A 13125-nucleotide genomic window follows, 5' to 3' on the forward strand; every position below is an offset into this window, starting at 1 on the left:
GGTCAGCCCCACTTCATCTCCCCCTTGGCGACCTTCGCGCCGATCTGGGCGGCGATCAGCATGCCGTTGTCCGGGTAGCGCTTGACCATCGCCTCGGTCAGCGCGGCGCCGTCGGCCGCCTTGCCGAGCTCCTCCTCGAAGGCGAGCAGGTACTCGCGGGTCGCGGTGATCGCGGACGCGTCCGCCGCCGTACCGGGCAGACGGTGCCCCGGCACGACCAACTCCGGCTGCAGCGCCGCCATTTCGTCCAGCAGGTCGATCCACGCGGCACGGTCGCCGGGGGTGGGGGTGTCGGCGACCCAGACGTGCTCCTGCTGGAAGAGCAGGACGCCGCCGAGGAGGGCGCGGTGCTCGGCCTGCCACAGGTAGTGGCGGTCGGGCAGCGCGGCCGGGCCGCCCTTGAGCTCGAAGCGATGACCCTCCAGCGTGAGGTCGCCGGTGAGCGGGGTGAGGTCGACCAGGCGGGTGGGCAGGTTCGGGCCGAGCGCGGCCCACGCCTTGAGCTTGCCGTCGTAGGAGTCCTGGATGTGCTCGATGACGAGCGGCGTGGCCACGAACACCGCGTCGGGGAAGGCGGCGGCGATCACTTCGGCGCCGAAGTAGAAGTCGGGGTCGGCGTGGCTGACGAAGACGGTGGTCAGCTTCTTGCCGGAGTCGAGGATCTCGGCGGCGAGGCGGTGGCCGTCAGCGCGGGTGAACGCGGCGTCGATCAGCAGGGCGTCGCTCTCGCCGGTGACGAGGGTGGCGGTCTTGTTCTTGCTGCCGGCCGGGAAGTCGAGGTCGAGGACCTTGAAGGAGAGGGTGCTCATGCGCGGGGCTCCTCTTGCAGGGGGTGGGGTGGGGGCGGGGGAAGGTCAGTGGGTGGCGAAGCGTGCGTCGACCTCGTCGGCGGTGGCCTGGCCGTAGGCCAGCGGGGTGACGGAGTCGCCGTCGACGGCCAGCAGAGTGGGGAACCCGGTAACGCCGAGCTGGACCGCGCGGCGGAAGTCGGCGTGGGCCGCGGTCTGTGCGTCGGGGGCTTCGAACGCGGCGACGACGGCATCCGCGTCGAGCCCGGCGGCCTGGGCGACCTTCCGGTAGGTGGCCGCCTCGGACAGGCTGTGTCCGTCGACGTAGAAGGCGGCCTGTAGGGCCGCGGCCAGCTCCGCCGCGCGGTCGGGGGCGATCTGGCGCAGGGCGGCGACTCCGCGGGCGGCGGCCTCGGAGTCCATCACGAACGAGCCGTCGGCGATCAGCCGCTCGTAGGCCGCGCCGAACTCGGCGCCGGTCAGCTCGGCGATCTTGGCGTTCGCGCCCTGGACGTAGCCGAACTGGCGGATGGGCACCTGCCGCGATCCGGTGAACAGGCCGCCGGAGACGACTTCGACCGGCAGTTCGGGGTGACGGGCAGCGACCTCACTCAGGGTTCCGGAGAACCCGTGCGACCAGCCGCAGTAGGCGTCGAAGACGTAGACGAGCTTCATCGAGGACCTCGGCAGGGATGTGCGCCCGCGGGTTGCGAGCGATTCATCTGACAGAACAGTAACTGACGCGTCAGATATTTCAAGGTTCGTGTGAGGTGGGGCACATAGGTGTGGCTGGCCACGTCAGTACACCAGCATTGCCGCTGGTCCGCAGGTCAGGGCAGTCGGGGCAGCAGGTCCCGGGCCGTGTGGCTGAGGATGCGGAGATCCTCCGCGAACCGCTTCCGGTCCGCTGCGGGCAGCGGGTCCACGAGGTACCGCTTGATGTTCTCCAGGTGGACACGGGACGCGCGTACGACCGTCTCCTCGCCCAGCGGCGTCAGCCGCACCAGCTTTCCGCGCCGGTCGTCGGGAGAGTCCGCACGCGTCACGAAACCCGCCGCCTGCATGCGATCCACCAGCCGGGTGGCACCGCCCGTGGTCAGCACCTGCTCTTGGGCGATGGCCCGCATCGAAAGCCCCGGCTCGCCCGCGCGTCCGAGGATCAGCAGCACCTCGAAGACCAGATGACTGATGCCGCACTCCACCTCCAGCGCCCGGCCGAGGATGTACTCCAGCCGGTTCGCCGCCCCCTGCAGCCGCCCGAACGCCAGGATGAGCTCGTGGTCGGCAGCCTCCTTCGCCGTCCTGATCTCAGCTTCCTCACCCACGGCAGCGCCGCCCCTCTCGTGGTCCCGACACCACCGTACCGATCATGTACGGACCTGCGGGGCAGCGGAGGCAGCTGGACCAGCCGAGCCACAAGCAGCCTCATCCGTGCGGAAGCGCCATGAGGCCGGAACTGCACCAGCAAAGCCGTCAGCACTGATCCATACCAGGATGAGCGGGTCAAACACTCCATGAGCCGCGAAGACGCAACAGCAGCATTCGCGGCCAACACAGGCCTGGGTGCCACTTTGGCACGCCAGCTGTCCCGTGAACGCAGGTACGTCTCCAAAACCGCAGGCGCCTATCACCGCGCCACGGCCTCGTCGGCGTACGGGAAGCGTGCGGGGGCGAAGACGGGGCGGGCGTCGCAGACGGTGACCCGGCAGCCGAGAAAGCGGCCGGTCTGGCTGAGCACGGCCGCGAAGTCGATCGCGCCGAAGATAAGCATGCGGGGGCGGGTGGCGGCCACATGGACGAGGACGGACAGCCTCTCGGGGCAGGTGGCCGCGTCCCCGCCGAGCGTGACGCAGGCCGTGCGTCCGGCCCGCACCAGAGCCCTGGCTCGGTCCGCGACCGCCTGTGCCACCGGCCCGTCGTCCAGTGTCCCGCCGACCATCCGGCCGTCACCGAGCACGCTCAAGCTGGCGCCGAGAATCCCGTCAGGGCCGTCGACGACCTGCGCCACCGCGACCGGCCGGCCCCCTACCGCCTCCGCGAGGGCCGTCCGAGATGCGGCTGAGTCGCGGGATCGATGTGCTGGACGACGACGTCGAGCTCGCCACCGCACCTCAGGCCTACGGCGAAGGCGTCCTCGTCGGAGTAGCCGCACCAGGCCCGCTGGACCGCGCCCCGATCGTGAAGCACCTGTCGGCACAGCTCGTACGCCGCGCCCTCGACACAGCCGCCGGAGAGGCTGCAGACCGCGTTGCCGTCCTCGTCCACCGCCACGGACGTGCCAACCGGCAGCGGTGCGCTGCCATGAACGTCGACGACGGTGGCCACGGCGAATGGACGTCCCTCGCCGCACCAGCGGTGCAGTATCTCCGCGATGTTCAGCATGAGCCTTTCTCCGTGGGGTGCGAAGCGGGCCGGCCGCCGCCGCGCCTGACGAGGGAGCACGCGCGGCGGCGACCCCGGGAGGGCGGGAGCGCCGGGGGCGGGCTTGGGGACGACCAGGCCGAGTCCCTTCACCCCGAGCTGGTCGGCCTCGCGGTCCTCCCCGTCCGGATGGATCGCCTTGACGTCGGGGACGTCCGCGGTGACCGGGACCAGGTAGTCGGCCAGGTTGGCGTTCACGATCCGGCCCGCCCGGTGATCGACCGTGTGCTCCAGCAGGGGCGTGCCGATACCGCCCACGATGCCGCCGATCGCCTGGCTTTCGGCGAGCTCGGGGCTGATGATCCGCCCGGCGTCCTAGGCGTAGAAGGAGTGCTGCTCCGGACTGGGCCCCCCGGCGGACGAGCCCACCCGGGCAGCCGCCTCCCGGGCCTTCAACTCCCCGAACAATGAGCCCATCCACGTCGGGGCCAGGCCCGCACGGTGTCGTGCCTGGCCACGGTGTGTCAGTTCTGCAGGCGCCAGTGCTGGTTCGCGCCGCCTGTGCAACTCCACAGCTGGATCTTCGTCCCGTTGGCGGTCGCCTGACCGTTGGCGTCCAGGCAGAGACCCGATTGGGCGGCGGTGATCGTGCCGTCGGGATTCATGTTCCATTGCTGGTCTGCCTGGCCGCTGCAGTCCCCGATCGCTGCCGGGGTGCCGCTGCCCTGGCCGGAGGCGCCCAGGCATTTGCTGCCGTAGACCATCAGCTGCTTTCCGTCGGTGTAGGTCCACTGTTGGTTGGAGCCACCGTTGCAGTCCCACAGTTGTGCCTGCGTGCCGTTGGCCGTGGTGAAGTTGTTGATGTCGAGGCAGCGTCCCGACTGCTGGCCGACGATCTCCTGGTTGCCGGTGGACGGTGGCGGCGGCGGATTCGAGCCGAACTGTGTGAAGAACTGCCACACCGCTGCCGACGTCCAGGTGCGCCAGCCGTCACCGGTGGAACCGTCTATAGGACCGGGGTCGTGGCCCGCTCCGTCGAACGCGGCCCAGACCACCGGGTATCCGGACCTGCATCCGGAGTAGGTGGTGATGATGTGCGTCAGGCTTCCGTAGGCCGGCTCGGGCGGGTTCTGCGGGGTGCAGCCATTGGCCCGGACGAAGGTGTCGCGCAGTTCTCGTCCCGACGAGATGGGCAGCACGTTGTCCCTCAGGCCGTGCAGACCCATGTAGGCGATGGGCTGAGTGCCGCCGTTGCAGCCGCTGAGGTTCGCGCCGGAGTAGACGGCGACCGCGCGGAAGACCGTCGCCCGTGAGCAGGCGAGGGCGTACGACATGGCTGCGCCGTAGCTGAAGCCTGCGGAGAACAACTGCGCGGTGTCGACGCACAGACCTGCTTCGATCTGGCTGACCATGGCGTCGACGAAGGCCACGTCCTGGCCGCCGGGGTTGGCCCAGCCGTTGCCGTTGCCCTGGGGGGCGACGAAGATCGTGCTGTTGTTCGCGTTGTCCGCCAGGCGCCGCAGGCCGTAGTAGGACCAGTTGTACCCGTCCGTTCCGCCCGAGTCGACGTCGTTGGCCGTACCGCCGCGCCAGTGGAAACCGAAGACCAGCCGGTAGGGGTGGTTACTGTCGTAGCCGGCCGGAACTCGCAGGATGTAACTGCGCGTCTGGCCGCCGCTCTGAATCGTGTGTGTACCGCTCGTCAGCGTTGGGGCCCTGCCACAGCCGGCGGTCGCCGCGGCGGCGTCGGTGTTCGTGGCCGGCACCGGCGCGCCAAGGACGCTGCTGAACGAGGTGCCCGCAGTGGTCAGGACGAGAAGTACCGCGGTGACGATGGACATCAAGAGGGGTGTGCGTTTCATGCGCTCCTTCTTCCGAAGTCGAGCGATGGGCGGGGAACCTCGGCCGACCGGGTTCAGACCGCGGTGATGGTCCATTCGTTGTTGGTGCTGTAGTTGGGTGTCCACATCACCGTCGTCGAGCCGACGGTGGTGCTGCCGCTTCCGTCAAGGGCGGTGCCGGTGGCCCGGTTGATGATCTGGTACCGGTTGCTGCCGACACTGTTGAGCGACCACTGCTGGTTGTTGCCGCCGTTCCACGCCTCCTGGCGGGCGGGAGCGCCGTTGGCGGCGTTGCCCCAACTGTCCGCGACCATGCCGTTGGTGCGGTTCACGATGCGGGAGTAGCCGTTGCCGAGGTCGATGAGCTGCCACTGCAGGTTGGTGCTCCCGTCGGAGTTCCACTGCTTGAGGTTGGAGCCGGACGCGACGTTGCCCCCGCTGTCGAGCAGCAGTCCGCTGGTCGCGTTGGCGATCTTGACCCAGGTGGTGGAGCCGCCCGGTACGCCCAGGACGGGGATCTCACCGGAGAAGGTGAGCTTGACCGTGTAGGCAAGGGCGCTGAACGGCGGGTTGGACGCGGGCATGGTGAAGTGCAGGCCGGAGGCATCCTGGGTAGGTGTGGGCAGGTTGATGTAGGTGCCGGCCGTGTTGTTCAGCAGTTGCGCGCCGGTCAGGCTGCTGAGGTTGATCTGGTTCGAGTTCAGCGTCGTGACGGTCATGGTGGCGCCCTGCCAGCCCAGGGCGGTCGCGTAGAGGACCTTGTTGTCCCGGCTGCGGGTGAAGCGGACGTCCTGCGGCTTGCCGGCCACCGGTCCGCTGAACGAGCCTCCGCCCATCTTGGTGGGGCCCTCGCCATAACTGCTCCAGGAGCGGGTGGCGTAGACGGCCTCTCCGAAGCGGCCGAGCCAGTCACCCATGGCGAGCAGGATGGACTGCTGCCCCGAGGGGATGGTGCCGTCGGCCATCGGGGCGATGTTCAGCAGCATGTTGCCGCCCTTGCTGACCCGGTCGATCAGCGAGTGGAGCAGTGCCTGCGTCGAGTAGTAGCCGATGCCCACCGTGTAGCACCAGCTGGAGGAGGAGATGCTGTCGTCGGTCAGCCAGTAGGGAGTGAGCAGGTCTGCCGGACCGCCGCGCTCGAAGTCGTAGACCTCACCCTTGTTGTCGAGGCCGTCCTTGTAGGTCGCGACCACGTCCTTGTTCCACGACACGGCCTGGTTGTAGTAGTGCGCGAGGAACTGGAGCCGGTAGGACTCCTGCACCAGGCCGAGGTCGAAGTCCTGCCAGATCAGGTCCGGCTGGTAGCCGTCGATGACCTCGGTCAGCTTGTCGTACCAGAGCTGGTTCTCCGCGGGCGAGCCCTGCTGGCCGAAGAGGATGCGCAGCGTCGGGTCCGACTGGTTGGGCACATGGTCGTAGTAGCCGTTGAAGTGGTACGCGTGGTGCAGCGAGGCCATGAACTTCAGGCCCTGTCCGCGGATGGCCTGCGCGTGCAGTCCCAGGAGGTCGAGTCTGGGGCCGTGCTGGGCCGAGTTCCACGGGTTGGAGCGGCTGTTCCACATGGAGAAGCCGTCGTGGTGTTCGGCGACCGGGCCGGCGAACTTCGCGCCTGCGGCCTTGAAGAGCTGGGCCCAGGCGTTCGGGTCCCAGTTGCCGCCCTGGGAGGGGAGCTTCGGGGCGAACTGCACGTAGTTGCCGGCCTTGTCGCGGGCGCCGTCGATGAAGTTGTTGTACGGCCATACCGAGGGGTCGCCGTAGGTGGTCTTGTGGTGGTTGTTCTCGGCCGAGCCGCCGATGTACATGTTGCGCGGATACCACTCGTTCCCGAAGGCGGGAACGCTGAAGACGCCCCAGTGGTAGTAGATGCCGAACTTGGCGTCCTGGAACCAGGCCGGGGCCGGGGGGTGTTGGTCCACGGAGGACCAGCTCGCGGTGTAGCTTCCGGGGCCGTCGGTCGCGGCGGCCTCGGGGGCGAACCGAAGGAGGCTGTAGGCCGTGGCCGCGCCGGCCGCCGCGAGCAGGCTGCGCCGGCTGACCGGTTGGGAGGAGGGCATGCGGGGACCTCTCGGGGGGGTGGCAGGGGTGAGTTTCAGGAATCCGGGATCCGGGATCCGCCGGATCGACCGCGGCTGGGCGGCGGGCACGTCGGCCGGTCATCGAGTCAACTGCGCGTCCACTGCTGGTTGCTGCCGCCGTTGCAGGTCCACAGCTCCAGCAGGGTGCCGTTGGCCGTTCCCGCGCCGGTGGCGTCCAGGCACAGGCCGGACTGGACACCGGTGATCGTGCCGTCGGCGTTGATCGTCCACTTCTGGTTGGCGGCGCCGTTGCAGGTGAAGATGTCCACCTTGGTGCCGGGGCTGGTGCCCTGGCCCGCGGCGTCCAGGCAGGAGCCGCCGTAGACGCGCAGCTCGTCGGCCGAGGTGCTCGTCCACTGCTGGTTGCTGCCGCCGTTGCAGTCCCACAACTGCACCTGGGTGCCGGATGTCTGCGACTGGTTCGGCACGTCGACGCACCGGCCGGAGGCGGTCCCGGTGATCGGGGCGGTCGTGCCGCCGGATCCGCCGCTGCCGGGCGTGATGGACAGGTTGTCGAACTGCGCCGTCTCGGTCTGGCCGGTCGCGTAGCCGATCTGGCCGCCTGCCCAGGTGCTGTCCTTCACGGAACCGACGGTGGAGCCGTCGATGACGGCGGTGATGCTGTTGCCGGAGAAGGTGAGGCCCAGGGTGTGCCACCGGTTGGTGCCCAGCGCCGTGGTCGTGCCGCGGGCCAGGGTGGAGACGTTGCCATTGGTGTTGGAGTTCAGGATCGACCAGGCTCCGGTGTCACTCACCCGCAGGTGGTAGGCGTTCAGTCCGCCGGTGCTGCTGTAGTCCTGTGCGCCCGCGCGGCCGATCAACTCGGCGTATCCGGACTGTTCGAGCAGCACGTCGGAGGAGACGGTGTAGTTGCTCCAGCCCACCTCACCGAGCAGGGCGTGCGGATCTGACAGCGCGTCCCAGGTGATCGGTTTCTGCGGGCTCATCTGGCGTACGCACTTGCCGCTACGGCCGCCGCCGCAGCCGACCGCCTCGAAGGCGCCCTGCCAGTCCATCAGGTACTTGGCCTCGGTGCCGGTGGCGTAGCTGTCGAAGGAGTCGCTGTACGGCAGGTTCAGCGTGCCCCGGCCGGGGCCGGCGGCGGTGCCCTTGCCCTGTCCGGTCGTGGTGGTCAGGGTGTACACGCGGCCGGGCTGCACGGTCAGGCTGAATGCGCCGCCGGACGGGGTGATGTCCAAAGCGCGCACGAAGTAGTCGGACGTGTTGTTGGATCTGACGTCGGTCGACCAGACGTGGACGGTCTTGGTGGACGACAGTCCTCCGCTGACGTTGAAGTTCAGCGTCTGGGCGCTGCCGGCGTCCATCGTCTCGATGACCGTGGAGTAGTCGGAGTTGTTCGTGGACTTCAGCGACACATAGCTGCCGTTGTTGCGGTTGCCGCCGATATAGCCGCTGGAGTCGTCGAGGTAGTGCCAGCCCGGGGCGGTGAACTGACTCGTCTGCGCCATCACCCAGGCGTTCTTGCCGATGGCGTAGTAGCCGGACCACGGCTGCGGGGCCAGGGCGAGACCCATGGTGGGGTACGGAATGTTCGGTGTGACCGAGGCGACCACAGGCCAGTTGAGATACGCGGTCATCCGGCCGTCGATGTATCCGCGGTTGATGCCGCGGGCCACGGCCGGCGCTCCCGCGTTGTAGTCGTCGGAGCCGTTCTCGCTCGCCCACAGTTGTTTGCCGGTCGAGGTGGCGGACGACGGCACCGTGCAACTGGTCTGGGCGGACCGGTAACCGCACGGGTAGTGCGTACCGATGATGTCCACCGACGCGCGGAACGCCGCGTTGGAGTTGATGTCGTTGGCCACCCCCCAGTCCGAGTCTGCCGCGACGATCTTGACGCTGCCGTAGCCGTTCGAGTTGAGCGCGCTGCGCAGTTGCTCGTACCAGGAGACGTTGTAGCCGCGCTCGTTCCACCCGCCGAGGTAGTCGATGCTCAACCCGTGCTGTTTGGCACAACCGAGCCACGAGACCAGGTAGTTGACCATGTCGGTGGACCAGAAGTTGCCGCCGCCGATCCAGCCGGGCGCGCCCCAGGCGAGCCCGTACAGCTTGATGTCCGGGTTGCGCGCCTTGGCCTGCTCCATCAGCCACCACTCGTAGCCCCGGTCGCAGTTGAGGTCGGACCGGGTGTGCTGATGGCTCGGCTCGGCGCCCGAGGTGGAGTTGGTGTCGCCGCCGATCTCGGCTTTGAGGACCTGCAAGGCGGCGCCGTAGCCGGGCTTGAACAGGTAGTCCAGGACCTGACCTCGTTGGGGCTCGGGATAGTCGATCAGGAGTCTGCTGTTGCCGCCGCCGCCGCTGATCGCGCCGACGCCGTCGAACGTACGGCCGCCCGAGGCGCCGTTGATCGTGATCGAGGTGGCGGCCCGGGCCGGCGTGGCCGCCGTGCCCACGATGCCGCCGGCGGCCAGAACGAGGCCCGTGAGCAGGGCTGTGGGGACGCGCAGGCGCCGCAACAGCCGACTGAGTGCAGACACAGTGGTTCCTTTCGCAGGTCGAGGGGTGTCCGGGGCGGAGCTGTGGTCAGCGCGGCACGAAGTCCTGGTTGGTGCCGGGCGCGTTCTTGCACGGCCACTGGTCCAGTTGCTGGCCCGGGTTGCTGCCGCCGCCGTAGACGTCCAGGCACAGGGCGCTGTTCTTGTTCTGGAAGGCGTAGGAGCCGTCGGACTGCCGCACTGGCAGCCAGAGGCCGGCTGCCGCCGCGCCGGGGGCCTGCTGGACGATGTCCGGGGTGCCCGCAGCCGTGGAACTGCCGGCCACCGCCACGTCCAGGCCCGAGTGCTGGGCCCGCAGTTCGCCGTAGCCGCCCGAGGCCGGCACGAACTGGAACTGCTGGTTGCCCTGCCCGTTGCAGGTCCACTGGTCGATCGCGGCGCCCGCGGCGGCGGAGTTGCCGTACACGTCCAGGCACAGGCTGTTCTGGGCGACCGCGAGTTGGTGGTAGCCGCTCGGGAGGCCGCCGCCGCCGGCCGAGGCGGGTGTCAGATAGACGGCGAACGCGTCATGCGAGGCCTGGAACGTGAACGGCACGGTGATCGAGCCACCCGAGGCGCTGACGTTCTGGTCGTACGCGACCTGTGGTGCGGTCAGCGGCGCCTGGTCGGGGATGCGGTGCACGGTGACGTTCACGCTGCCGGCGTTCGCCAGCCAGGGCACGGACGCCAGCCCGGTGAAGGTCACGGACGCGGTGCCGCTGTTCCCGTTCGCGTTGCCGATGATCGCCACCGCGCGCTTGTTGCCGGGGTCCTCGGAGGCCGAGATGGCGGTCGAGCCGACCTGGCCGGAGGTGTCCACGAGGGTGCCGGTCATGTCGGCGTAGTCCCGAAGCGCCCACCAGTTGCCGGTCGGCTGCCAACTGCCCCCGCTCTGGGTCAGGACTCCGGTCAGGTTCGGGGTGACGCAGCACACCCAGTTGCCGCGCATCGCGTTCGTGTACCCGGACTGCGCGAACCGCGCCAGATACCAGGCCGTCACCCCGGCGGTCTGCCGGTCGGCGGGCTGGTACTCGTTCGCGGACAGCGGCAGCGCACCGATGCCCGCCGTGGTCAGGGCACTGTTGAGGGACTGCGAGACAGTGACGGGGTCGTCGACATCGCCCTCGTCGTGGTTGGTGATCATGTCCGGCACCGTCCCGGCCGCCTTCACATGCGCGAGCCAGGTCCGCCATTCACCCGGGTTGCTCTGCGGGGTGAACGCGAGTGACGGCCCCACGATCTGCGCCGAGGGGGCGAGGCGCCGGATCTCCCGGTAGGCGGTGTCCCACATCTGGAAGTACTGGGCGCTGTTCACACCCCGGGTCCAGAAGACGGATATGTCCGGCTCGTTCCAGATGTCGTAGGAGAACGTCAGTCCCGAGGCCTGGAGCGCTCCCACCGTGGCGTCGATGAAGCTGACCCAGTTGGCGCAGTTGCCGTTGTCGCAGGGGTAGGTCGTGTTCGACGGCTGGCCGCCGTTGGCGCCGTAGATGTCGCTGACCAGCACCTGGTACTGCGCGTGGTACGGCGGCTGGGTGAGCCGTTTCGCCTGCGCGATGATCGAGTCGAGGTCGGCCCGGGTGGCCGCGCCGTACTGGTAGTTGTCCTTGATCCAGCCGCCGGAGAACCAGCCGCCGCCGCGGAACGCGTTGATCCCCAGCGGCTGAAGGAACTGGTCCACCGGCTGGCTGCCGTCCTGGCTGATGCCGTAGAGGAACCCCTCCCCCACGCCGGTCGACGGCCCCCGCGTCGATGCCAGGTTCACACTCAGCGACTCGCTCGAGGTGGCCTGGGCGTCGCCCGTCGACAGCAGTTGCCGCACCAGCGCCAAGACGACGCCGGCTGCCATGGCCAGACGGCCGGCCCTCGCTCTCGTCCTCATTCGATCCTCCTGCGGTTCGGCGCCGCCGCGCTGCGGCGCGCGTGATGGACAGGGCCGGCTTCCGGAACCGGTGCGCTGCGGTGACACACCGGGGCGGCGGTCGGTTACCGTCCCGGCGCTGCGTGGTGCGGTCTCCTTACGGCGTCAGCTCAGCGACCACTGCTGGTTGGATCCGCCGTTGCAGGTCCACAGTTCGACGGGGGTGCCGTTGGCAGTGGCGGCACCGGTGACGTCCAGGCACAGGCCGGACTGGACGGAGGTGACGGTGCCGTTGGCGTTGAGGTTCCACTGCTGGTTGGTCTGGCCGTTGCAGGTCCAGGTGACGACCTTGGTGCCGGGGCTGGTGCCCTTGTTGGAGGCGTCCAGGCACAGCCGGCCGCTGCCCGAGTAGACGGTGAGCTGGTGGGTGGCGGTCTGGGACCAGGTCTGGTGAGTCGCGCCGGTGCAGTCCCGGATCTGCGTCTGCGTACCCGGCGTCGTGGACGCACCCGGTACCTCCAGACACTTGCCCGCACCCACCGCGTGCAGCGCGGTCGCCGTGCCGCCACCGCCTCCCGACCCGTAGCCGGCGGCGGTGATGGCCGCCTGCACGGCGTTCTCGGTGGCGTCGGAGGGATAGCCCGCCGTCATCGCGCCCTCGAAGAACTCACCCACCCCGTTGGGACTGTTGTCGCCGCCGGTGCCGAGCAGGACCGAACTGTCGACCTTCATCGGTGAGTAGCCGTTGGGCAGCGGGCCGGAGAACGTCGTGGTCAGGCCGCCGCTCGCACCGTTGCCGTATTTGAGGGTGAAGTTGCTGGTGCCGTTGTTCTTCAGCCATGCGCTGACGAACGGGTAGTGCACGCCGGAGTTGTTCGGGTCTTTGTTGGAGCCGGTGTTGGTGTGGAACATGCCGTTCTCCAGGTCGGCCTCGACCCAGGGGCCGCTGCCGGTGCATCCGCCGAACCAGCAGGCGGTGCCCCAGTAGATGGCGTTCATGGTGGCGTTGCCGGTGTCGGTGTGGGAGTTCTCACCGCTGCCGTAGTCGAAGCAGCACCACTGGCTCGTGTAGTTCGACGACGTCACCATGTAGATGCCTTCGGCCTGGGACCCGGTGGGCACGCCGTTCGCGTGGTCGAGCCGGTAGCCGACGCCGGGGGTGACCTTGATACCGAAGACCTGGTGGCCGGCCGCGGTCACCGGCAGCGCCATGGCGTCCGCGCCGACGTCGGATCCGTTCGGGCCGGGGCCCTTCCAGTAGCCGCCCCAGGAGATCGGCATGTCGTTGTGCTTGGTGGTCTGGTCGTAGATCTTGGTGATCGTGCACGAGGTGCCCGCGCAGAACGACACCTGGGACGCCGCGTCGGCGTACCCGCCCGCGCTGAGCACTCCGATGTCGCGGTAGCTGTGGTCGGAGGCCCTCTGGATCTGGTACAGCGGGCCGTTGTACGACGCGAAGAGCGCCCTGGTGGTGGCGTGCGCCGTCACACACGGCGTGCCGCCCGCGGCGTAGAGGTCACAGGGAAGCGAGGCGTCGGCCGCTGCGGTGTTCACCGTGTGGGCTGTCGCGCGGACGGTGGCGGTCGTACCGGTCCGCGGGGATGTCGCGAACGCCGGTGTGCCCAACGCGGCCACGGCCATCGCCAGGACGACCAGGAGCACGGCCGGGAATCGCCTTCGCCGGCGATCGGTTGCTGATCCGATCAT

At 69.0% G+C, this 13125-nt stretch carries 8 protein-coding genes and 2 pseudogenes; all 10 read right to left on the reverse strand.

Going from position 1 to position 13125, the window contains the following annotated elements; genetic code table 11:
* Positions 1–2: 2 nt before the first annotated feature.
* A complete protein-coding gene (locus tag OHT77_RS00565) occupies positions 3–809 on the reverse strand; it encodes an MBL fold metallo-hydrolase (protein WP_328825879.1) in 807 nt (268 codons plus the stop codon).
* A gap of 45 nt (positions 810–854) precedes the next feature.
* Positions 855–1463 (reverse strand): DsbA family protein, encoded by a 609-nt coding sequence (locus tag OHT77_RS00570; protein ID WP_328825880.1) that lies wholly within the window; start codon positions 1461–1463, stop codon positions 855–857.
* Positions 1464–1618: 155 nt separating this feature from the next.
* Positions 1619–2113, reverse strand: coding sequence for a MarR family winged helix-turn-helix transcriptional regulator (locus OHT77_RS00575; protein ID WP_328825881.1), 495 nt, complete (start codon positions 2111–2113; stop codon positions 1619–1621).
* Between the two features lie 311 nt (positions 2114–2424).
* A pseudogene (locus tag OHT77_RS00580) lies at positions 2425–3170 on the reverse strand (XdhC family protein); the annotation flags it as partial.
* Between the two features lie 107 nt (positions 3171–3277).
* A pseudogene (locus OHT77_RS00585) lies at positions 3278–3524 on the reverse strand (molybdopterin cofactor-binding domain-containing protein); the annotation flags it as partial.
* A 149-nt stretch (positions 3525–3673) separates the two neighbouring features.
* Positions 3674–4990, reverse strand: a complete 1317-nt coding sequence (locus OHT77_RS00590; protein ID WP_328834110.1) for a ricin-type beta-trefoil lectin domain protein — start codon at positions 4988–4990, stop codon at positions 3674–3676.
* A gap of 74 nt (positions 4991–5064) precedes the next feature.
* Positions 5065–7044, reverse strand: a complete 1980-nt coding sequence (locus tag OHT77_RS00595; protein WP_328825882.1) for an alpha-L-fucosidase — start codon at positions 7042–7044, stop codon at positions 5065–5067.
* A gap of 107 nt (positions 7045–7151) precedes the next feature.
* Positions 7152–9560 (reverse strand): ricin-type beta-trefoil lectin domain protein, encoded by a 2409-nt coding sequence (locus OHT77_RS00600; RefSeq protein ID WP_328825883.1) that lies wholly within the window; start codon positions 9558–9560, stop codon positions 7152–7154.
* 46 nt (positions 9561–9606) lie between these two features.
* Positions 9607–11439 (reverse strand): RICIN domain-containing protein, encoded by a 1833-nt coding sequence (locus OHT77_RS00605; RefSeq protein WP_328825884.1) that lies wholly within the window; start codon positions 11437–11439, stop codon positions 9607–9609.
* A 144-nt stretch (positions 11440–11583) separates the two neighbouring features.
* Positions 11584–13125, reverse strand: a complete 1542-nt coding sequence (locus OHT77_RS00610) for an arabinofuranosidase catalytic domain-containing protein (RefSeq protein WP_328825885.1) — start codon at positions 13123–13125, stop codon at positions 11584–11586.

It is taken from the genome of Streptomyces sp. NBC_00252, from assembly GCF_036187565.1.
Classification (GTDB): domain Bacteria; phylum Actinomycetota; class Actinomycetes; order Streptomycetales; family Streptomycetaceae; genus Streptomyces.

Coding starts and splice junctions, on each gene's coding strand:
- OHT77_RS00565 (WP_328825879.1), bottom strand. CDS start 809: ATGAGCACCCTCTCCTTCAAGGTCCTCGACCTCGACTTCCCGGCCGGC.
- OHT77_RS00570 (WP_328825880.1), bottom strand. CDS start 1,463: ATGAAGCTCGTCTACGTCTTCGACGCCTACTGCGGCTGGTCGCACGGG.
- OHT77_RS00590 (WP_328834110.1), bottom strand. CDS start 4,990: ATGTCCATCGTCACCGCGGTACTTCTCGTCCTGACCACTGCGGGCACC.
- OHT77_RS00595 (WP_328825882.1), bottom strand. CDS start 7,044: ATGCCCTCCTCCCAACCGGTCAGCCGGCGCAGCCTGCTCGCGGCGGCC.
- OHT77_RS00605 (WP_328825884.1), bottom strand. CDS start 11,439: ATGAGGACGAGAGCGAGGGCCGGCCGTCTGGCCATGGCAGCCGGCGTC.
- OHT77_RS00610 (WP_328825885.1), bottom strand. CDS start 13,125: ATGATCGGATCAGCAACCGATCGCCGGCGAAGGCGATTCCCGGCCGTG.